Source organism: Lachnospiraceae bacterium GAM79, assembly GCA_020735665.1.
In the GTDB taxonomy this organism is placed as follows: Bacteria; Bacillota; Clostridia; order Lachnospirales; family Lachnospiraceae; genus Coprococcus.
In genome coordinates this window covers 333,826-357,617 of sequence record CP085928.1, presented here as the reverse complement: position 1 = coordinate 357,617, position 23,792 = coordinate 333,826, and the positions used below count along the sequence as shown (strand labels likewise).

17 protein-coding genes are annotated in these 23,792 nt (G+C 42.6%); 2 read left to right on the top strand and 15 right to left on the bottom strand.

All coding sequences use genetic code 11. The annotated features are described in order from the left end of the window. Positions 1 to 43: 43 nt before the first annotated feature. From glgB to LK416_01625, 3 genes are all read right to left on the bottom strand, one after another. The gene (gene glgB, locus LK416_01635; protein UEA74908.1) at positions 44 to 2,515 is read right to left on the bottom strand and encodes a 1,4-alpha-glucan branching protein GlgB; all 2,472 of its coding nucleotides are present in this window, start codon (positions 2,513 to 2,515) and stop codon (positions 44 to 46) included. 18 nt (positions 2,516 to 2,533) lie between these two features. Further along, complete coding sequence (locus LK416_01630; GenBank protein ID UEA74907.1) at positions 2,534 to 3,217, bottom strand: hypothetical protein; 684 nt, start codon at positions 3,215 to 3,217, stop codon at positions 2,534 to 2,536. A gap of 473 nt (positions 3,218 to 3,690) precedes the next feature. Further along, on the bottom strand, positions 3,691 to 4,197 hold the full coding sequence (locus tag LK416_01625; GenBank protein ID UEA74906.1) for a GNAT family N-acetyltransferase: 507 nt from the start codon (positions 4,195 to 4,197) through the stop codon (positions 3,691 to 3,693). A gap of 194 nt (positions 4,198 to 4,391) precedes the next feature. Here LK416_01625 and LK416_01620 point away from each other — a divergent pair, with 194 nt between their 5' ends. Beyond that, positions 4,392 to 4,676 carry a DUF1294 domain-containing protein gene (locus tag LK416_01620; protein ID UEA74905.1) on the top strand — a complete coding sequence of 95 codons (285 nt, stop codon included), beginning with the start codon at positions 4,392 to 4,394 and terminating at the stop codon, positions 4,674 to 4,676. Positions 4,677 to 4,755: 79 nt separating this feature from the next. Here the strand turns inward: LK416_01620 and aguB are convergent, their stop codons facing one another. From aguB to LK416_01600, 4 genes are all read right to left on the bottom strand, one after another. Then, positions 4,756 to 5,610 (bottom strand): N-carbamoylputrescine amidase, encoded by an 855-nt coding sequence (gene aguB, locus LK416_01615; protein UEA74904.1) that lies wholly within the window; start codon positions 5,608 to 5,610, stop codon positions 4,756 to 4,758. Between the two features lie 148 nt (positions 5,611 to 5,758). Next, positions 5,759 to 7,408, bottom strand: coding sequence for an amidohydrolase (locus LK416_01610; protein ID UEA74903.1), 1,650 nt, complete (start codon positions 7,406 to 7,408; stop codon positions 5,759 to 5,761). Positions 7,409 to 7,428: 20 nt separating this feature from the next. Further along, positions 7,429 to 8,784 (bottom strand): hypothetical protein, encoded by a 1,356-nt coding sequence (locus LK416_01605; protein ID UEA74902.1) that lies wholly within the window; start codon positions 8,782 to 8,784, stop codon positions 7,429 to 7,431. 183 nt (positions 8,785 to 8,967) lie between these two features. Continuing rightward, positions 8,968 to 9,585, bottom strand: a complete 618-nt coding sequence (locus tag LK416_01600) for a cytidylate kinase-like family protein (protein ID UEA74901.1) — start codon at positions 9,583 to 9,585, stop codon at positions 8,968 to 8,970. 242 nt (positions 9,586 to 9,827) lie between these two features. Here LK416_01600 and LK416_01595 point away from each other — a divergent pair, with 242 nt between their 5' ends. After that, positions 9,828 to 10,580 carry a helix-turn-helix transcriptional regulator gene (locus tag LK416_01595; protein UEA74900.1) on the top strand — a complete coding sequence of 251 codons (753 nt, stop codon included), beginning with the start codon at positions 9,828 to 9,830 and terminating at the stop codon, positions 10,578 to 10,580. On the opposite strand, the gene LK416_01590 is transcribed toward LK416_01595, so the two are convergent. From LK416_01590 to LK416_01555, 8 genes are all read right to left on the bottom strand, one after another. Next, positions 10,563 to 11,555, bottom strand: coding sequence for a Gfo/Idh/MocA family oxidoreductase (locus LK416_01590; protein UEA74899.1), 993 nt, complete (start codon positions 11,553 to 11,555; stop codon positions 10,563 to 10,565). The genes LK416_01595 and LK416_01590 overlap by 18 nt on opposite strands. 62 nt (positions 11,556 to 11,617) lie before the next feature. Beyond that, a complete protein-coding gene (locus tag LK416_01585; GenBank protein ID UEA74898.1) occupies positions 11,618 to 12,907 on the bottom strand; it encodes a dihydroorotase in 1,290 nt (429 codons plus the stop codon). A gap of 727 nt (positions 12,908 to 13,634) precedes the next feature. Then, entirely contained in the window at positions 13,635 to 16,364 is a 2,730-nt protein-coding gene (locus tag LK416_01580; protein ID UEA74897.1) for an FtsX-like permease family protein, read from the bottom strand. Position 16,365: 1 nt separating this feature from the next. Continuing rightward, positions 16,366 to 17,067 carry an ABC transporter ATP-binding protein gene (locus LK416_01575; protein ID UEA74896.1) on the bottom strand — a complete coding sequence of 234 codons (702 nt, stop codon included), beginning with the start codon at positions 17,065 to 17,067 and terminating at the stop codon, positions 16,366 to 16,368. Between the two features lie 100 nt (positions 17,068 to 17,167). Next, positions 17,168 to 17,791: a TetR/AcrR family transcriptional regulator gene (locus tag LK416_01570; GenBank protein ID UEA74895.1), complete on the bottom strand. Its 624-nt coding sequence runs from the start codon at positions 17,789 to 17,791 to the stop codon at positions 17,168 to 17,170. 617 nt (positions 17,792 to 18,408) lie between these two features. Continuing rightward, entirely contained in the window at positions 18,409 to 20,646 is a 2,238-nt protein-coding gene (locus tag LK416_01565) for a hypothetical protein (protein ID UEA74894.1), read from the bottom strand. 20 nt (positions 20,647 to 20,666) lie between these two features. Continuing rightward, a complete protein-coding gene (locus LK416_01560; GenBank protein ID UEA74893.1) occupies positions 20,667 to 22,946 on the bottom strand; it encodes an efflux RND transporter permease subunit in 2,280 nt (759 codons plus the stop codon). A gap of 238 nt (positions 22,947 to 23,184) precedes the next feature. Next, positions 23,185 to 23,748: a TetR/AcrR family transcriptional regulator C-terminal domain-containing protein gene (locus LK416_01555; protein ID UEA74892.1), complete on the bottom strand. Its 564-nt coding sequence runs from the start codon at positions 23,746 to 23,748 to the stop codon at positions 23,185 to 23,187. Positions 23,749 to 23,792 lie beyond the last annotated feature (44 nt).

Below are 23,792 nucleotides of genomic sequence, written 5' to 3'. Positions count from 1 at the left end.
ACAAAAAATGCTGCACCGCACAAGTACGATCCAGCATTTTTTATTATTTCTTAGTAGTCTTCTTTGAAACTGCCGCTTTTGTCTGTGCAGGATTCGTCTTACTTACTGTTTCTTTTGTCTTTGTCGCAGCCGTCTTCTTCTCCGGCTCCTTTTTTACAACTTCCGTCGTCTCTACATTCTTCTTTTCCGTTGCAGTTTTCTTCGCAGCCGTTTTCTTCGCAGCCGCGCGTTTTGCTGCTGCCGCTTTCTTTTCTGCCTCTTTCTTCTTCAGAATATCCTCCGGTGTTACATCGGTGTAATCATATTCCAGAACAACAGTAGAAAGTGGCGGTACTGTTACACTGATCGAATAAGGCATACGTTCTGTCTTCTTATCGATTGCCTTAATCTTACCACTATTTAATCTGCCTGCTCCGCCAAACTGTACGTCATCGGAATTCAGAACTTCTTTATATGTTGTGAAGCAAGGTGCTCCAACTTCATAATTATCATATTCAACCGGCACGAAATTGCAGATAAATAACAACTGCTTACTTGGTGTAGAACCTCGACGGATAAATGAAACCACACCCTTATCCGGATGGTCACAGTTGATCCACTCAAAGCCCATCACATCGCTGTCATTTGCATATAACGCATCATTTGCATTGTACAGATTATTTAACGCTTTTACCCAACGCTGTACACCCTGATTCAACGGATTGTCAAGGACAAACCAGTCAAGACTTCTTGCCTCGCTCCACTCGCGCGGCTGTGCAAATTCCTGACCCATGAATAACAGCTTTTTGCCCGGATGACCATACATATAACCATATGCCAGACGAAGATTTGCAAATTTCTGAGGTTCGCTTCCCGGCATCTTATTGATCATTGAACATTTCAGATGTACGACCTCATCATGTGAAATGACAAGAACATAATTCTCTGCATATGTATAGGATAAGCTGAAGGTCAGCTTGTTATGGTTAAAGCTTCTGAAATATGGATCCATCTTCATGTACTCGAGGAAGTCATTCATCCATCCCATATTCCATTTGAACAGGAAGCCAAGTCCGTTCATGGATGCCGGAGCAGTCACACCGGCCCATGCAGTTGATTCCTCTGCGATCAGGAATGCTCCCGGATTCTTTTCTTCCATAATAGCATTGATATTCTGCAGCAGCTTAATTGCATCCAGGTTCTCATTGCCGCCATTTTCATTTGGAAGCCACTGTCCATCCTGCTTACCGTAGTCCAGATATAACATGGATGCAACAGCATCTACCCGTAACGCATCGATATGGAACTTCTCTACCCAGAAAAGTGCATTTGCAATCAGGAAGTTTGCAACCTCTGCTCTGCCATAATCGAAAATATAAGTACCCCAATCCGGATGCTCGCCTCTTCTTGGATCCGGATGCTCATAGAGCGGCATACCATCAAATCTGCCAAGCCCGTGTGCATCCTTCGGGAAATGTGCAGGTACCCAGTCTAAGATGATACCGATTCCCTTACTATGTAAATAGTCAATAAAATACATGAAATCTTCCGGTGATCCGTATCTGGATGTCGGTGCATAATAATTCGTTACCTGATAGCCCCAGGAACCATCAAACGGATACTCTGCGATACCCATGATCTCCACATGTGTATAGCCCATATCCTTTACATAATCCGCAACCATCGGAGCTAACTCTCTATAACTGAAGAAGCCGCTGTCATCGTCTTCAACTTTCTTTCTCCATGAACCGAGATGCATCTCATAGATGGTCATCGGCATCTTCATGCGATCTGTTCTGCTATAGGTTCTTCTCTTATTTACCCATGCGGTATCCTTCCACTTGTAGGACGTCAGATCTGCAACAACCGAACCATTGTCCGGACGCATCTGTGCCTGATTTCCGTATGGATCACTCTTATATAAGACCTCATCATAACGGGTCAGAATCTGGTATTTGTATACTGCACCGGAAAGCACATTTGGAATAAACAGCTCATAGATTCCACCGTTTGGTCGAAGCTGCATCGGATGTAAATTACCATCCCACATATTGAAATCACCGACAACGCTGACTCTCCGCGCGTCCGGAGCCCATACCGCAAAATAAGTTCCTTTTACGCCATCGATCGTCATCGGATGTGCTCCAAATTTATTATAGATCTCGTAGTGCTTGCCTTCCGCAAATAAATAAGAATCAAAATCTGAAATCTGGCTGTCAAATGCATATGGATCTGCTGTCGTAACAGTCGTTCCATCCTCATAAGTTGTTACCAGATTATATTTTGTTCCGCTAAATTCCTTCTTAGGGAAAAAGATCGCATAGAAGCCCTCATCCGTTACCTTCTCCATCGTATGAACTTTTTTACCTGTTCTGGATGTAACCTTCACTTCCACCGCATGTGGACGATAGGCTGTGATGATCTGTCCTTCCCCATATTCATGAATACCCAGCAGATGCTTTGGTGCATTCAATTTACCTGCGATCAGTTCATCATACAGTACCCAGTTGATCCAATCGTTGATTCTCTTGTTCATATAACCCTCCTGAATATATTAGAATTTGTGTGGCTGTGTCTTTCGCCAGCTTATCAGTCGTACTATGATCGTTATAACAAGTCCGGCAAGTATCACTCCTGTATAGATCAGGAACATCCGAAGTCCCAGATTATCCGGGATCAGCGAGATCAGTCTGTCATCCCCTGAGAAAAATACATCATACCTGCCTTTAAATACCATCTCACGAACGCCATAGAAAATGCCGCTTCCGGATACCGCAAGCAGGATCAGTGATACCATTCCGATCACACTTGCTGCAACGCCGCCCCATACGACACATTCATACATTCGTCTTTTCTTTACTGCCAGAAATCCTATGATAAGCAGGATCACCGACAGGAACATCATTCGTTTCGCCTCATCCTTCACCTTCTTCAACTGTCTAAGCTGCGTCAGGTTATAGTCGTAAAGCTTCACATTTCCTTTATCAAAATCAACATTATTTCCGGTTTCCTTCAGTCCATCCGCAATGATACTGTACTCCAGCCACGCCTCGAACTCCGTCAGAGCAGTTTCCGAACCATCTGCTTCATCTGTCTCAAATGTTCGTCCGGTCATCTCTGATGTGTACTCTGCCTCACTGATATTCACTCCCTGGAATGAGATAAACACCGCAGACGACACGATCAGCATTACAACTGCAATCGCAAGGATCACCTGAAAAAATCTATATTTAAACATGATTATCTATCCTGATTTCTATTCTAAAGTCTTATTTGACACATCAAATAAATTATATCGTTCTTATTACGCACATTAATTATTTTACCATTTTAATTGACTTGTGTAAAGAAAACATACTGCTTTCTTCATTATATATTTCTGCCACATACTGTCTTCGCTCTTAAATTTTATTTTATTAAACATATTACTTTGATCCATAAAGACTTGGCAGATAAGATAATTGCAGCATGCTAATATTTTAAATGTTCCGATACAAAATAAAAGCAATATAAAATGTTAAGACATCGCGAAGATTTCGTTATGAGGTTTGTGCTAACCGTCAGCATCAAGCCCATGTTTGAGTCCATAAGGACGAGTTTGGGCGACTGCTGACAAATCAGTTGCACGAACCGAATAGAAATCTTTACTGTCTTGCATTATATTATCTGACCGACATTCCATGTCTGAAATCAATTTTCAATTAACAACGATCATCTGCCAAGTTCACGCAGGTCAAAGTAATATGGGCAGATGTCTTCGTAATGGCCATCCTTCATGCGAAAGCCCCCCGGAATCGTTCCAAGCTGCGTAAATCCAAGCCTCTCATAGAGGTGCCTTGCATGCACATTCGTAGCCACCACCGCATTAAACTGCAGCACCAGATAATCATGCGCCTTTGCATGCGTCAGGCAGTCAGACACCAACTTCTCTCCGATATGAAGCCCTCTTACATCCGCATCTACCGCATAGCTGGCATTGCAGATATGACCGCAGCGTCCGACATTATTTGGATGCAGGATATAAAGTCCGAGCACCTTTCCTGTGTCTGTATCCTCTGCCACCGCGGTATAGGTCTGTCCTGCAAAGAATCCCCTGCCTGTCTCCTCTGTCAGGTCATCCTCCTGTGGAAAAGCAACTCCATCATCTACCACACGGTTCCAGATGCGGTTCATCTCCTGTATGTCTGAATCTTTATATTCTCTGATCTGTATATTCATCTTTCGTCCTTCTTTCTTATTTTATGCATCATTATAAGCCCGTATCAAACAGGCTTCAAGAATATAAATATAGACAATCCACAAAAATCATCTTAAAATGCATATAATGAAAATCTGCTTGACTGGAAACTGCGAAGGAACGAACTTCTTCTCTGTGAAAACAGTCTGTACGGATGAAAGGAGTATAACCACATATGTTATTTGAACTGATAAAAGATCATTTATTCTTAAGTATATATATCCTGATCAATCTGATCGTGTTTTTCCTGTATGGCATCGACAAATGGAAAGCCATTCATCACAAATGGCGCATCCCGGAAGCCCACCTGATCCTTGCCGGAGTATTCGGAATCTTTGGTGCCGTTCTTGGTATGCTGTTATTCCGACATAAAATCAGGAAGCCCAAATTCTACATTGGGCTTCCTGCAATCTTCATTCTTGAACTTGTGTGCGTGATCTTATACATAAAATATCATTGAAATATTTTTGCTTTTATGATCATTTGTCATTTGTGAATATCAGCTATTCATAAATAACGGCTATCCTATAAAAGTCATATTAATGATGCATCAGCGTTCCGTACATCTCCGGTCTGCGGTCACGGAACACGCCCCATTCTCTACGCATCTGTGCGATCGCATCCAGATCAAATTCATGGACAAGCACAGATTCTGTCTCACGGTCTGCCTCCTCCACGATCGTTCCGGTCTGATCTGCGATAAAGGAAGAACCGTAAAATGTCATTGAAGATTCATCGTCCGTCTCGGTTCCGATACGGTTCGATGCGATCACCGGCATAATATTGGCTGCTGCATGTCCCTGCATCGCATGCTGCCAGTGTGACTTGGAATCAACATTTAATGTAGGCTCGCTTCCGATCGCAGTCGGATAGAATAACAGCTCTGCGCCAAGAAGTGCCATGCTTCTGGCAGCCTCCGGAAACCACTGATCCCAGCAGATGCCAACGCCGATATCTGCATATTTTGTCTTCCATACCTTAAATCCGGTATCTCCCGGTGTAAAATAAAACTTCTCCGCATATGGAAGTCCATCCGGGATATGGGTCTTACGATATGTTCCAAGGATCGTTCCATCTGCATCAATGATCGCTATTGTATTAAATGCTGTATTTCCTGCCTTTTCATAAAAGCTGATCGGCAGAACAACCTGAAGCTCTTTTGCAACCTCGGTAAATCGTTTTACTGCTGCATTTCCTGAAAGTGGCTTTGCCAGATCAAAATATTCAAATTTCTGCTTCTGACAGAAATACGGAGTTTCAAATAATTCCTGTAACAAGATAATATTTGCACCTTCTGCTGCTGCCTTTCGAACCAGCTTCTCTGCCTTGTCTAACACTTCTTCTCTATTCCAGCTACAGCTCATCTGGGTAGCCGCTACCTTTACCTTTCTCATACTCATATCCTCCTGTTATCAAAATATCTATATACTGTTATCAGAACATCTTATTTCTTTATCCTATATTTTCTGCCATTGATTTCCGGCTTACCTTCTACTTACATCTGCCAAATCTATCTTCCACCGGTTGTCTGTTTTCAACGGCTTATATTCCACTCGCACCTGCCAGATTATTCAGTCTGTCATATATCGTCTGTCCCTCAAATATATTCCATACCACTTTGGTATCCGGTATCTTCTCAGAATCGATCGTAAACAGATTCCGATCCAGCACGATGAGGTTTGCACATTTGCCTTCTTCGATCGAACCGGTTCGGTCTTCTGCCTGATAGACGTAAGCAGCTCCGTAGGTATATCCTTTTAAGACTGTCGCCATATCAATGACCTCCCACGGATTCTGACCGGATATTCTTCCATCTGCATCCTTTCTGGTCACTGCCGCATAGATTGTCTGAAATGGATCTAATCCCACAACCGGATAATCCGTTCCGACTGCAAATGCCGCTCCTGTATTCATGATACTTTTCATCGGCCATTCATATCTGCACCGCTTCTTTCCAAGCCGCACGATCTTGTCATTATTGGACAGGATCAGATGATATGGCTGCATCGATGCTACAACATCCAGTTCCTTGAATCTCCTGATATCATCGGGATGAATATTTTCGATATGCTCGATCGTATTTCTGAGATCCTTTCTTCCGGTTCTTTTTTCCGCTTCCTCGTACATATCAAGCGCCATGCGCACAGAACCATCTGCGATACAATGAAGTCTGACCTGTATGCCTGCCTCATTTGCCGCAGTGATCTCCTCCTGCATCTTCGCTCTCGGCCAGAGCGGAAGTTTCTCCCCACAGGTATCCGGGCGGTCTGTATATGGCTCTAAGAGCAGTCCGGTATAAGTCTCCGTCACCCCATCAATAAACCCCTTTAAACCGGTGATCTGAAAATGTCTGGAATCCAGTTTTTCCTTCATCTCAAAGAACTTTTCAAATGAGGTATAGCCAAATAACTTCGTGTAGACATATACATTTGCATACAGCCCTTCTTCATCATCCAGCTTTTTCAGCAATTCATATTTCTTATAAGTCTCTTCTGTATAATCTTCTGCAAACATCTCACTTAAGCCTGCAACTCCGTTCTCCGCAAGTACCTGTTTGAAATGTCTGTGTATTTCTGTCATTTCTTCATCCGTAAAATCCATGAACTTTTCCATGGCGGGCGCATAGGCTTCCGGTTCGATCAACATTCCGGTAAGCTCTCCATCCGGGTAAGTCTCGATCATGCCATTTGCAAGACTCGGATTCGGTCTGATCCCGGCTTCAGCAAGTGCTGCTGAATTCAGCCACATGCTGTGTGCATCCGCACATTCCAGATATACCGGAGTATCCGGGAAATATGCATCCAGACTTCGCTTGTCCGGCATACGATCCTCCGTCCAGTTCCCGATAAACCATCCAGTTCCGCGGATTCGCTTCTGTCCGGGATGCGCCTTTACATATGCCGCCATCTGCTCCACACATTCCTGTTCCGAATGGCAGACATCCAAAATGTTGCATACATATTCACTTGCGGCTACCGCTCCGGTAAATATATGGGTATGTGCATCGATAAAGGACGGCATGACAAGCTTGTCACCCATATCGTATATCGGAACATCCGCCGGAACGGCATTTGTCTCATCATATGGCAGGAGCTTCTTGATCCTGTCACCTTTGATCCAGACAGCAAGCGGCTTACAGCTATCCGCCCGACCATCAAATACTGCCCGGCTCTTTATAATATATTCTGCCATATCACATGCCCCCTTTTACTCTAAACTATAAATCCACAGATCAGGAAACCAACGATCGACAACATAGCTGCGATCATAACATATGGAAACTGGGATACTGCATGTTCCATATTATCAATACCTGCACTGTTCGATGACAGAAGCGTTGCATCACAGTAGAAGCATGCATGGCTTCCAAATGCACCACCGGAGATAATTGCTGCCATGATCAGAACCGGGTTTGCGGAGATTGCTGCGCCAAGCGGGAATACGATCGGTGCAACGACTGCACTCATGCCCCAGAAGGATCCGGTTGCAAAACAAAGCGCCGCAACAAGGATAAATGTGATCATCGGGAACAGAGAGCCTGTTAATAATGGCTGTGCAAGATCGATTATATAATCTGTCATGTTAAGCTGTTCTGTTACCTTCTGCAATAAGAACGCAAGTACCAGTAAGGTAAGGGTTGGAAGCATATCCGCAAATCCCTTTACAATCACACCAAAGATCTCATTTGCAGCTATAATCTTTCTTGGAAGATACATCAGCATACAACATGCGATTGCAAGTACAACTGCCAGAAGAAGATCACCTGTGATAATGGCGATCGCTACAAGGACTGCCATCGGAATAACGAAATCCCAGATATTTCCGTCTTCTTCATAACCTGCACGGTCTTCATGATTGTACTTTCTGCTGGCATCACTGTAGACCTTTCCGGTCTCCTCTACACGCTTATATGCTTTCTTCATACCACCAAGCTTTGGCATGATTCCCATACAGAATAAAAATACGATCAATAATATAATGATTGGATAAAAACAGAATGGAATGGCACTTAAGTACGCTTTCATACCGGAGGTGAATCCGTATGCCTGCACACTCGGCTGATCAATAAACAGGCTTGCATAGAAAACTGCCCATGTTGAAAACGGAAGAAGTACACAGACCGGAGCACCTGTGGAATCCAGCATGAACGCCAGTGTCTCTCTCGGTATCTTACGTTTATCATAAACACCCTTCATACAGGCACCGATCGATAAAACGTTCAGATAATCATCTACAAAGATCAATATACCAAGTATAAATGTGGTAAGTAATGTCTTTCGCTCTGAATTACATAATTTGGAAACCAGCTTAGAAAAACCATAATTTCCCTTTGCTGTCTGAAGTAAGGCAATCAGGCTGCCGAACAATCCGCATACCACAACGATCCAGACATTTTCCGAAATCGTCTCCTGAAGCATCGTACACCATTGTGTCAGAAATGAACCTTTAAATAATAATGCCGCGCCGACCAGAGAACCCCCGATCATAAATTCTTCGCAGCGATGTGTCAGTATCGAACCGACAATTACGATCAGCACTATTAACAGTGCCACTAAGCCATGTGTCATAACCATTCTTCCTTTCTGTCTTGTATTTTTTCCTGTAAAACGAAAAAAGGCGTATCCGCAATGCCGTATGACATTACAGATACGCCTTCGTATCAACTGCTTTTAGTTTACAATTCCATTTACTTATTTACAATTATTATATATGATAAGTTTCTACTTAATTTTAATTACATCCAATCCTTATTAATCACTGATAAACTTCTCACGTACCAGTTCTGCCAGATACTTTGCAGTACCTTCTACACCGAGCAGACTGCTGTTGATCAGGATATCACAATGATTGATGTCTCCCGGCTTATATCCGGCATAATTCATGTGATAGGAATCACGCGCCTCATCAACGGCTACGATCATCTTACGGGCTTCATCGATTTCCAGTCCCATCGAATTCACACAATTCTCAACACGATCCGGGTACGGAGCATAGATGAATATATTCATCACATTGTCCATCTCACTTAAGATAAAGTCAGAGCAGCGTCCAACGATCACACATGAGCTTTTCTCTGCAAGAAATCGTATGATATTCTGCTGTGCATCGAAAATATCATCCTGTGTACTGTTCGTGCCACCGCCAAGCGGAAGTACCATTCTGGAAAACGGATTCTTGAAGATCTTCTTTGCGCTTTCTTCTTCTTCGTCTACAACAGAAGCGGGAAGCTTCAACTGCTTGGCTGCCTGATCCACGATATCTCTGTCGTAATACTCTATTCCCAGTTGTTCTGCCATCAGTTTTGCGATTGGTCTTCCAAGGCTTCCGAACTGTCTCGTAATTGTTATAACATATTTTTTATCCTTCATCCGCAACGCTTCCTTTCTCTGATCTCTTTTTCGTTTTATAGCTTATCTCAATTTCCTACTGTTTTTCAATTATTAATTTGAGGTAAATGCTAATCATTTTCGGTAGTATATACTTGAAAACAAGTATTTTGCAATATATAATTGTATTTATATAACTTTCAACCGGATGGCTTGCTACGCAAATGAAGCGGTCTTGGCATCTGCCTGAAAATCAACATCATTTCACGCGAAGGAGACCCACAATGGAAAAGAACAACTTTCTGATCTATAACGATATCGTATATACGCTGTACCAATGTAAATCCTATGAAGCACTGAGAGATGAATTTCTCCCAAGGCTTCGCCTGCTGATCCCATTTACTTATGCGAGCATTATCTCCGTCAATCCGGAAAACCGAACTGAGATCGTACCGACTCCGGTCTGCTTTCCTGATTATTTCTATGAAGCAGAACTGCTCTACATCGATCATATGAGTGAGGATCATCTGCTCTGGATCAACAATGTACGGGAATCCCAGCTTGTAAGAGAAAGCGATCTGGTAAATGATGATGTCCGTCTGAACTCTTCTCTCTATCAGCACTGTTATCAGAAATTCCATGTCTACGATTCCTTACAGTACAGCATGATCTGCAGTGGAGAATTCTCCGGTATCCTGACGCTGTTTCGGACCAAGATCGATGGGGATTTTACAGACGATGATATGTTCTTCTTCCGTTCTCTTGGCAAACATATCAACGTAACCTATGAACAGATCCTATATCCGGAAAAAAAGAAAGGCCATACCGCTCTTGCAAACCGTATCCCGGCACTTGCAAAAGGCTATGACCTTACTCCACGAGAGACAGAGATCCTGTCTCTGATCTTTTCATTTGCAAATAACGATGAGATTGCAGCCACTCTCGGGATCAGTGAGAACACGATCCAGAAGCACTTACAGAATATCTTCCGAAAGACCGGAACCTCATCAAAATGGGATCTACTCCGTCTTTCCTGATTCTTCCGGATAGACTAAGCCCCAGTTCTTTCGAAGGTCTGTCATGATATTCATGACATCTCCGGTAAAAGGCATCTGCATCCGGCTTACATCTCCGGACTGTACCGCTTCTTCCATATCCCGCATCTCATATTCAAGCGCACGCTTTGTTTCACCGGCTTCTACCGGTGTAACTGCTCCGCTTGCAGCATCTACGATAATCGCTTTATCAGCTCTTGGATATTCCATGATCTCGATATACCCTTTTTCGCAACTGATCATTGCACGCTTTGGCTGCTTTGAATGCATGGACAACGTAATAGCCGCCATCTGCTGTTCTTTATTCATCAGGATGATGCTTGCCTGCTCATCCGTCCCTGTCGGTGCGAACCGCACCTGACTCATCACCTGATCCGGTGTCTCTGCCATGAAGCTGCGCATCAGACTGAGTGCATATACTCCGATATCAAGCAATGCACCACCGGCAAGATTGATGTTAAAGAAACGATTATTCATATCATATTCTTTATAGCTTCCGAAATTCAACTGTATCATCTGAACCTTTCCGAGTTCACCGGATGATACGATCTCCCATAATTTCTTATATAATGGCATATGCCAGATCGTCATGGCTTCCGCCAGTATCACATGATGCTCCTCTGCAATCTGCAATGCCTCATTTAATTCATCACTGTTCAGCGTGATCGACTTCTCACACAATACATGCTTGCCGTTTGCAAGTGCCAGTCTCAGGAATTCAATGTGGGTATTATGTGGCGTTGTAATATAGATAATGTCGATCTCCGGATCTGTAAACATCTCATGAAAATCATCATATACCTTTGTTACATGATATTTCTCCGCAAATGCAACTGCCTTCTCATGGGTACGGTTTCCTACCGCATATAAGGATTTACCCATCTGTTCCAGTGCCTGTGCCATTTCATTTGCAATTACACCTGTACCAAGTACTGCCCATCTTAATTCTTTTGCCATTTCTTCTTCCTCCTGTGCAAAAAAATGTATGATTCCCTGTATGTACCCGTATCCCCTGTGTTCTAGTTCTCTGCTACGATCTTACCGTTGCAGATCGTGTAATGAAGCTTTCCCGGAAGTGTCCAGCCAAGAAATGGTGAATTCGAGGCTTTGGAATGGAAATGTTCAACGATCCATTCTTCATTTTCTCCAAATATCACAATATCGGCCGGTGCTCCTGCCTGGATGCTGCCCGGTGTCATCCGGTAGAACTCCATCGGGTTCTTACTCATCAGCTCCATAAGCTTCATAAGTGTGATGTAGCCCGGCTGTACCAGTGAACGGATTCCCAGTGCCAGTGATGTCTCAAGGCCTGTGATCCCACTCGGTGCCTGTGCCATCGGACGTGCCTTTTCTTCTGCACTGTGCGGTGCATGATCGGTTACGATCATATCGATCGTGCCGTCCTGAATACCTTCAATGATCTTCAACCGGTCCGCTTCTTCTCTGACCGGTGGGTTCATTCTTGCCATTGTTCCATAGGTCAGAACTGCATCCTCTGTCAGTGTAAAATGATGTGGTGTTGCTTCTGCATGAACATCCGCACCAAGCTTCTTTGCCAGCCTTACTAACTCAACGGAATTTCCGGAACTGATATGCTGAATACAGACAGATGCTCCTGTATGAAGGGCAAGGATACAGTCTCTTGCGACCATGACATCCTCTGCTGTTCTGGAAGCCCCACCATAGCCAAGCTGCTCGGATACTGCTCCCATATTCACACCTGCACCTTTTACAAATGCAGGATCTTCTTCATGCAGACTGATCGGCAGATCAAGCGCTTTCGCACGAAGCATTGCCTCCGTTAAGACTTCTTCATCCATGATCGGAATACCATCATCTGTAAATCCGGCAGCACCATGTTCTGCCAGCAGTTCCATATCCACAAGTTCTTTTCCCTTCAGATCCTTTGTAACGGTCGCCGTCTGGATCACATGGATCCCGGTCGTTTCCCCTTTTCTCTGAATATACTCAAGTGTCTCTACATTATCAACTGCCGGCTTCGTATTTGCCATACAGATAACCGTCGTAAATCCGCCATAAGCGGCAGCCTCTGCTCCGGTCTCGATGTCCTCTTTATAAGTAAAGCCCGGATCTCTGAAATGTACATGGGTATCGACCAGCCCCGGTGCAACCACCAGACCTTCCGCATCGATCACGCGAACATCACCTGTACCATACTTTTCCCTGCATGCTTCCGGATCTATCTGCTGTTCCACTTCTGTGATCACCGCACCATCAACCAGCACATCAAGCTTCCGATCTGTATTTGTCACAGGATCCACAACCCTGCCGTTCTTTATTAATAACATGCAATATCCTCCTGATATATACTATCCGCAGGCATGTGCCTGCACTGCCAGTTTACCACAGACCCACTTTTTCTGACAACTGCCAGTTGTATACCTATAAGGAAAATTACAGCCATCAGTCCCAACTGTATGCTATATACCACTATTCAAAAAACATGCTCGTTTTTCTATTTGAAACACATGCCCTATTCGCAGTAGCTCCGTGCAAACTCGCTCTTCGAGCTCAGACATACACTCGCTACTGCTGGCAATGTGTTTCAAATAACGACAAACTGAGCAATTGTTTTTTTGAACAGTGATATAGCATACAGTTGGAACTGATGGCTGTAATTTTCTTCTGCCAGTATGCATCATACAACTGTAAATGGTAATTTCTGATTCTTCTAAATAATGACTGAGTCCATTGAATTTCCAAAGTAGCATTATATATTTTAAGTAAAATACATATATATTTCCAGCAAGTTATATAACTTATAGCTATAGCGAGAAATTGTTTCCTTCTGCTACAGCTACAGGATATATGCAACTGCTATGAAAACAATTGCTCTATTTTTCGTCATGCGAAACACATGCCAGCGTCTGTGGGTGCATGTCTGAGCTCGAAGAGCGAGTTTGCACAGAACAGACGCGAATCAGGCATGTGTTTCGAATAGAAAAATGAGCATGTTTTCTGTAGTGCATATATCTTGCAGCTGTAACTGATAGAGACAATTTCTCACCCTTTCTCCTACTCGCGGTTTTTCAGCACTTCAGCAGGCACCATCTTGCGGATTCTGCGGATCAGCAGATGGTTGATGATGAAGTACAGGATCAGGATACCTGCGAAGATGGCAAGGTACATCCAGAATGGGAAGGACTTGTCGATACCGCAGGCAATATTCGGAACAAAGGCAGGCTCATAAGCCACATCCATGATCCATTTGGTCAGTGGAATCGAGATCAATGACCCTATCGTTATGATATAGAAATTACCATCCAGATACATCTTCTTCACTTCCTTATTTCGGTATCCGAAGATCTTAATCAACGCAATGTTGAAAGAAGACCGATCTATCATAACCTTCATCATCAGATACATAACAACAATGAAGATCAGAACAGATACTCCTCCGATCGTAAGGATCATTCCCTGCATTATATCCGAGAAGATACCGGCAGCCTTCTTCACATCGGTCTTTGTCGTTGTTGCATATAATCTTCCGGTCTCGACATCGAGTGCATGGTCGGAAAATACAACATTGAAATAATCCTCCGGTTCGTCGAATAACTCAAGTGCCTTGTCATATGGCATAAACACTATAAAGGATGGAGCATACTGCGCAACAGATGCGATCTCAAATGCATAGATCTTATCTGCTTCATCATCCTTTAGTGTCAGAATATCACCAACATCCAGACCGTATTTGTAAGCGATCGAAGAACTGATCGCAACCTTACTGGATGAATCTGACAGATCCACATCAAAGAACGGATTATTCTCTGTCAGTCCCATAACTGTTATGTCAAAGTTGTAACCGTAAATTTTCTTTTTCAGTGTCTTTGCATATGCCTCATATCCACCTTCCGGAACTTCCTCTGTCGGATATTTGTAGGTATACATATACTCATACTTTGTATCATTTACATAATCACGATTTACATTCGCACAGTAAGTATATATCTCCAGTGACATCATCGCCAGCAGAAGACTTACAAACATTCCAAATACTACCGTAAATCCGGTACGGCTCTCACGAAGCATCTGGCGGATCTTGAACAGATTCATGAAGCTCATATTTCCAAGCTTTATATTCTTGCCCTTACCAACCTTCTGCTCATTCCTGATCATTGTAAGAACCGGCTTCGACAGTCTCTTTCGGATAACCAGTGAATTAACGATTATAGAAATAACCGGTGGAACCACGATTCCATAAATGAACAGATATGGCATATAGATAACATCCAGATCCGGAAGGGAATAATAGTTGTAGCAGTCCTGCATCTGGATCGGCACACCAAGGCTTGAATATCCAAGCAGTGTTCCGATCAGACCTGAAACAAATGTGATCACAGTCGGAAGTGTTACATAATGTGCCATCAGATTCTTTCTCTTTACCCCAAGTGCATATAACGCACCGATAACGGCACTTTCCTGATCGATCGAATGTACAACGAACACTGATAATACATAAGAGATCAGTATCAACAGGATCGCACCTGCGATCGTACCAACGCTCCGGTATAATTCCTGATCACCGGAAGCCGCCTGAATTCTCGCATTATCCCCTGCCTTTACAAAAGTCATAAGGTTCTGTGCATCCTCTGAGAAGATGTCATCGATCATATCATCTGTCTCATCCTTTAACTCCTGAATACCATCCAGCAGTTCATTGGAACCATCTTCAGCTTCTTTTGTTCCGTCTGTATATTCTATAATTCCATCGTCAAATGCCTTAAGCTCCTTTAACTGTGACAACAGATCTTTATAAGAGAAACGCAGAATTGCATTGTCTGCACCATCAATCTCAGTCTGCAGAACAGTCTCAAAATTATCCTTTGTCAGTTCTTCTACACCATAATTCTTTAAGGTCTTATTTGCCTCCTTCAGATAAGCCTCAAAGATTTCTCCCGATGCATCTGTTAACTCTAAATTATGATCGGTCAGTTCAGCAAGTCCGTCCTTTAACTCTTTTACTCCATCTAACAGCTCCTGAATACCATCGGTCAGATCGTCCTTCTGTCCCATCGTACGATTCCAGTATTCTTGGAAAAATGGATCCTCTACATCTCCTGATGAGAACTCCAGATCCTCCAAACGGTCTTTTAATTCATCGTCCGTCATAGCACCATTTAACCGGTATGCATAATAATATTCCTCTGACTTTATACTTTTTTCTTCTGCACGAAGTGTATCGTATACGTCAGCTGCAACAAATCCTGTACCAAAATGCAGGCAGTCGCATCCGGTATCTCCCAGAGATTTTAATACGTTATCATAATCCGGTGTTGTCCCGATTCCGGTAATGGTAAATTCCCGTCCGCCAAATGTAAGCACATCACCTAATGATATATTATTCTTCTCTGCAAACTGGCGTTCTACCACCAGCTCATTTTTCTTTTCTGCAAGTGTACCTTTTACCAGATTAATCTTATTGATCTCATCTCTGTTTGCAAAGATACGGAGCGTATGATCTTCGTCGATCTCATAGTCCATATAGAACTGTGGCTCGATCGTCACACCATCGGCTTCCAGATCTTCCATTTCCTCATCCTTCATCGGTACGAACAATGAAAAATCTCCATCCTCAACACACTGTCTGCTGTCAGCATTCTCACTTCCGCGAATGATCGTCTCTGCTGCGCCGACCAGACTGACTACCAGATACATGGCAAGTATGATCAGAAGGGACAATGCCAGATATCTTGGAAGGTTGCTTTTGAAATCTCTCCAAATCCTTTTTCTCAATACTTTCTGCATCTTACAAATCCTCCAATTCTGCTGCCGGTACCTTTGTCTCATTGTAATAATCTTTCCTAATCTGACCATCCTTTACGATCACGACCTGATCGACCATATTCTTAATGGAATTATTATGCGTTACAATCAACATTGTCGTTCCATAGGTCGCATTGATCTTCTCCAGAAGGATCAGGATATCCCTTGATGTCTTGGAATCGAGTGCTCCGGTCGGTTCATCACATAAGAGCAGCTTCGGATTTTTGATCAGTGCTCTTGCGATCGCACATCTCTGCTGCTGACCACCGGACAACTGTGCCGGAAACTTATTCTGATGCTCTGTCAGTCCCAGTATCTCAAGCAACTCATCCATATTAAGCGGCTGATCTGTCAGATATTCACAGACCTGAATATTTTCCCGCACGGTAAGGTTTGGTACCAGATTATAGAACTGGAAGATAAATCCCAGATAATCTCTCCTGTAATCGGATAATTCATCTGCTTTCATACCTGCAATCTCGGTTCCATCCACCTTGATCGAACCGGACTCGATCGTATCCAGTCCACCGATACAGTTCAATAACGTAGACTTACCGGAACCACTGGTTCCCTGAATGACACACATATCGCCCTGCTTTACCTGAAGGGATACTCCCTTTAAAACCTGTATGTAGCTTCCACCTTCTCCATAACTTTTTTTTACATCTGATACCTCTAAATACATACTCGCTTCCTCCTGTTATTTTTTGCGCTTACATAACACCGTTATGTTGTTACCATTTTTTTAGCTATGCAAAATAAAATTTCACATAGCTTTTTGTTATCTATTCATCTCTCTGAAACAGTGCATACCATCCGGCAAGCAGATATTTCAATATGTCTCCCAGATGGGCAACTGCTTTTTCTTCATCAGGTTCATGTGTCAGCAAATGGACAAATGCATCGATCTGCATATGTGCCATCCAGTGTATCGTATAATCATCCGGTGCAGAAACTCCACACACCTTTGCCTGTGCGTCTGCCAGCATCCGGTAATTCTTCTCTGTAAATGCCACAAATTCATCAATACATCCTGCAAGACTTGATCCCTGACTCTTCGTCAGCAGAAGCTGTACCCGGTCATAGTTCTGATACAGTTCATGAATGATCCGCCGGGATGCATAGACGTCATCGCTGAAATCATCCTGCCCCTCCTGAAGCTCGCCTTTTACCTCCTGCAACTCCTGCTGCATATGTGCTTCCATCATCGTACGGATACTTCCAAGCACCGGTGCCACCAGTGAAGCAAATATATCATCTTTATCTTTAAAGAAGAAATATAATGCGCCGGTCGTCACACCTGCATTCTTACAGATATTACGGAGGGATGCGCCCTGATAGCCCTTCTCCATAAATTCATGCTCTGCGCTTGCAAGTAGCTTTTCTTTTGTCTCCCGATCGTCCTTCATCTCATCTCACCACCAGTTCTATTCCATTTCAACATATGAACAGTCATTCACATAACATCGTTATGTTACATCTAATATAAATATATGTCAAGCTTTTTTTTATGACAGCCGCTGTATTTTCGGCTAAACATTAAATCTGCTTGACGCCTTTACATGTTGCAACCGGCATTTCCGGTTCATATAACATAATTGCCGTTGCTTCCGTATAATAAAACCTCTACATAACGACGCTCACGCAGTTTTTCGTAATTTGAAACACATTGCCAGCATCTGCGGGTGCTTGTTTGAGATCGAAGATCGAGTTAGCACGGAGCAGGTGCGCATCAGGCATGTGTTTCAAATAGAAAAACAAGTGCGTCTCATGTAGAGATTTTATCAGGAGGAAGTAAGCGGCATATTCAGAATACAAAACCGGAAATGCACTTAGTACACATTAAAAGGGCTCCGGCATATATTCAAGGATTGATTCATTGAAAAACATGCGAAACCGGAGCCCCTATGTCAAACTATATTCTTTTTTCCTACTGCGGATGTCCTAACAAGGTATCCTTTTGTCTTAAATCGTAAACAAAATCCAACCAATGCTTTTTATAGGGCAAACGATTTTCATTTGTTAATTACTTGCTGATCGAATCTGTCTTGATGATGAACTTAACGCTGCCCTTCATATCATCTGAGATTCCACCGAAGGACTCGTAAGTTTCACCGGCCTTGATGACCTTATCACACTTCTCTGACAGAGAATCCAGATCATTTTCTGCATCATTTACTGCATCAACGATCTTATCTGTACCATCTGATAACTGCTTGCTGCCATCCTTTAAATCGCCACTTGCATCTGTAAGCTTTGTTGCGCCATCCTTTAATGTGCCTGCTCCTTCTTTCAGAGTATTTGCACCCTTGGACAAGCTTCCTGCACCACCATTTAACTTAACCATACCGGTATACAGATCCTTTGTTCCTGAATATACCTTCTGTAATCCGGAATTCAGTGTGGATGCTCCTGTTGCAAGCTTTCCTACACTTGTTTTTAAGGTTGTAAGCTGTGAACTGAAGGAGCTCAGCTTGCCAAGTACAAGATTTGCACCATATGAGATACCATCCTGATATGCTGTCGCATAACCTGACTTATAACCTTCTACATAAGCTGTACCATATGCTGACTGATAAGCTGTACCATATGCGCTACCATAGCCGGTTGTGAATGCATTTGTATAAGCTGTGCCGTATGCTGTACTATAACCTGATGTATAAGCTGTACCATAAGCTGTACCGTAACCTGACTTATAAGCTGCTCCGTATACATCACCATATGCAGTTGCAAATGCTCCCTGTAATGCAGCAAGTGTTGCATCATCCGGCTGAGAACCTGTCATCTGTGCATATGCAGATACAAATTTCTGGAAATAGGTTGCAAACTGACCGGATGCTTCGGATGCCACTGTTGATGTTGAAGGAGCTGCTGCCTGTGCTTCAGCTGCCACTGTAGAAGCAGATGGCGCTGCTGCCTGTGCCTCTTTTATAACCGCATCCTTAGATGGTGCTGCTGCCTGACCATTCTTCTGTGCCTCGGCAGAAACTGCATCCTTGTCAACGCTTGCTGCAATCTTATCTTTGTTTGCTGTCAGGTTATTTGTAATATTATTTGTGATCGTTGTCTTGATTGCTGATTTCTCTTTGTCACTTAATTCTGTCTTGGTTGGAAGGTTGATTCCTTTTACTGCCTTATTTAACTTTGCCAATCCATCACTGATCTGCTTTGATCCTGATAAAACACCATTATCACCTTCAAATGCTGCCTTTAATGTACCTGCACCTGTTGTAGCTGAGTCAACGCCCTGAGCCAATGTAAGAGATCCCTTGTAAAGATCATCTGCACCGGTCTTTACCCGTGAGATACCATCTGACATAGAAGACACACCATCTGTGTAGTCCTTGATTCCTGATACCAGAGAATTCATACCTTCACTGTATGTGTCGACCAGTTCGTTGATATCAGATTCAGCACCCTTCAGATCCTTGTTATCGCTGTCCTTGGATAAGAATCCGGTAGAAGCAACCGTCATTGTCATATCCAGAGAGAAATCTGTACAGTCTGCTGTAACCTCAAAGTAATCCGGAATCTCAACATCTAACTTCTGCAGATCCAGGCTGTCCTGAAGGCCGGGCATACCCATACCAACAACGATACTGTTGTTTCCATCATTTACAACCTGACCATTCTCAACCTTGATATTTGAGAATTTGTCATTTGATAAGATCATACCGGTTGCCATCAGGAAAGGAGTATATACATCTCCACTCTTTGAATTATTGACATATTCAAATCTCATCTTTACCTTGCCGCTCTTGCCTGCCAGCTGATCCGGTGTGATCTCCTGATCATCCAGATAATAAGTAACCTTAACTTCTACAGGAACCTGCTCCTCTGACTTGCCCTGATAATAAATGGAATTGCCATCTGCCTTCCATACAAGTTCTCCATTATTCTCTGTAAATGTCTCGTCGCCTTTTACATTCTCGATATCAGTCAGGTTACTGCTATCCTTAATGGTTGCCTCACCATCTGTGTTCTTTAACCACTCACTGACGATAACGTCCTGCTTATTACCTGCTGCATCAGCAATAACGTAAACGGTTTCATCTTTATCACTGTCTGTATTCTCGGAAAGTCCGATAGAATTCTCAAGTACATCTGACAATTCTTCATCGCTCTTACTCATGATCTCCGGGTTCTCTAATGTCTGTACATCTCCTGTTGCTGTACTGCCACAGCCTGTAACGGATAACATCATTGCACCACTCAGAGCGATCGCCATAAATCTTTTTCTTGCTTTCATATTTTTATAACTCATACTAATTACCTCCTAATTTACTACTGCCGGTCAGCAGGACCATTGGAATCATTATTTACATCTATATATTTATCATCGTCACTGTAACTGTCATCAAAATCATAGTTATCAAAGTTTCCGGATTTCTTCTTTGCAAATGGTCTGTCTTCATTCAGGAAATCATCATCTGCCGTTTTCTGTTCCGAAGCCGGATCAACATTTCCCGCTCCGGCATAAGCTGCTTTCTGTTTGCCGGTAATACCCTTGAATCCGATTGTTGTATGGATGATCAGCTTATCGAATAACATCAACGCTGCAGGAAGCAGGAAGATGACGACAAACATACTGATGATAGCTCCTCTTGCCATCAACGTACATAAAGAACTGATCATATCGATCTCGGAATAACAGCCAACACCGAAGGTTGCGGCAAAAAAGCTTAATGCACTTACGATAATGGAAATCATAGATGTCTGAAGTGCAACTGTAACTGCTTCTTTCTTAGCAAGGCCATTACTTCTCTCTCTCTTATATCTTGTTGTCATCAGGATCGCATAGTCAACGGTAGAACCAAGCTGGATCGTACCGATAACGATGGATGCGATGAATGGTAATGTTGTATTTGTAAATGCAGGAATACCCATATTGATAAAGATTGCAAATTCGATTACACATACCAGAATGATCGGAAGCGATACTGATTTGAATACGAATAAGATGATCAGCAGGATAACACCGATGGATACGGTACTTACTGTGTTAAAATCCTTATCTGTGATCTCGATCAGATCCTTTGTACAAGGAGCTTCACCGATCAGCATACCCTTACTGTCATATTTGTGAAGAATCGTATTGATCTCATCACACTGTGTATTTACTTCATCACTTGCTACTTTGTATTCTGACATGACTAACATCAGCTTCCATTCGCCATTGTCAAGCTTGGATTTCAAATCCTGTGGAATCATACTCTGTGGAATCATAGGACCAACTACAGATTCCAGACCAAGTACAGTCTTAACACCCTTGACATTCTTAATTTCTGAAATAACTTTATTAATACTCTTTTCATCCAGATTGCTGTCAAGCAGGATCATATGTGTAGAGTTCATATTGAATTCTTCTTCCAGCTTCTGGTTTGCCTGAATACTTGGAAGATCTTCCGGTAATGAGCTGTCGAGGTTATAGTAAACATCTGTATGTGTATAACCATATAACGCAGGAACCAGAAGGATCAGGAATAAGATATGGAAGATCCAGTACTTATTCACGATAAATTTGCTAAGCTTATCAAACTTAGGAAGTAAAGATCTGTGACAGGTCTTTTCAATCGGCTTATCAAAGATCAGGATCATGGATGGGAGTACGGTTACACAACAGATAACACCGATAACGACACCCTTTGCCATAACGATACCAAGGTCAAGGCCTAAGGTAAAGGTCATGAAGCACAGTGCAACGAAACCTGCTACTGTTGTGATCGAACTACCGATAACAGATGAGAAGGTGGAAGCAATTGCATCTGCCATAGCTTCTTTATTCTCTTTGCCATTTACTTTTTTCTCTTCCTGATAACTGTGCCACAGGAAGATCGAGTAGTCCATTGTTACACCCAACTGCAGGACTGCGGTAAGTGCCTGTGTTATGTAGGAGATCTCTCCTTTAAATACATTTGTTCCCAAGTTATATACAATCGCCATACCGATACTTAATAAGAAAAAGATCGGTACGAGGAAGGAATCCATAGTCAGTGATAATACGATCAGCGATAAGATAACTGCTATGGTTACATAGATTGGAACCTCTTTATCACACAGATCCTTGGTATCCGTTACAACAGCTGACATTCCGCTGATGAAACACTGCTTACTTGCAAGCTTTCTGATCTGAGTGATCGCTTCCATTGTCTCATCGGAAGACATTGTTGTTTTAAAGATAATTGCCATCATCGTGCAATCATCATTACGATATGCCTCTCTGATATCTTTCGGTAAAATCTCATCCGGAATAGCAATATCCATAATCGAGTCATACCAGATTACAGAATCAACATTGTCTACCTGTTCCATTTGTTTTTTTAATTTGACGACATCTTTATCGTCCATCCCTTCTACAAGGCACAGGGAGAAAGCACCCGTTCCGAAATCATCCGCCAGAATGTCCTGACCTTTCATGGTTTCGATATCCTTTGGTAAATATGAAAGTACATCATAGTTTACTCTGGTTTTCAAGAAACCAATCGCTGCCGGGATCAAAAGCAGGATACTGATAATTAAGATCGGTACACGAAGCTTTACGATCGCCTTTCCAAATTTGTTCATAGAATCAATCCTTTCGTTAATACAAAAAATGAACGGAAACCTTTTTCTTGCTTCCGTTCATAGAATATGATTATTTTGTTTGTTTGTAATTATACAAGATTTTAGGGTTGACAATTTTTTTGACATTTATCCGGAAATGTCAAAACGCATTCTAAAATAAGTATAAAAAAAGCCTGAACACCTGATAAATTCTATCATTTTCTGTACTGTCTGTTCACCAAGGTCTGTCCGGCTTCTGTTACTGTCTGTCATGATCGGATATATAGACTGCCTGCTTACACTTCTCAAGCATCTCCCTCATATAATCAGCCAGCTTCTCCGGTGCCATCTTCATACCACCCTTTGCCCATTCAACGATAATCCCACAGATCCCATATGCAAAGAACCGGGCAAATATGCCGCGTTCCTCGTTTTTCAGATGAGATTTCTCGTCTAACTTATCAATTGCCTCTTCAAAGGTCTGTTCTGCAACCTCAAGCATATACTGGATAATATAATCCTCTGCATGTTTGATCGTGTTAATATAGAACTTTTTCTCCTCCTGCATCTGTGTGAGGATCGCGCCTAATTTCTCATCCCAGTTCTCTAAGGATATCCCCTCCATATTAGGAGCAAATAATTCATTAAAATAGATCCAGACCAACAGTTCGTATTTGTCCTGAAAATGATAGTAAAATGTCTGTCTCTTGATTCCACATCGGTCTGCGATATCACTGATCGATATTTTGTCATATGGTTTCTCTTTTGTCAGTTCTTTTGCACTTAATGCAATCGCTTTCTTTGTAAGATTTGATTCCGGCATATTCGTATAACTCTTTCTATATAATAATATCCCCATATGTCTAA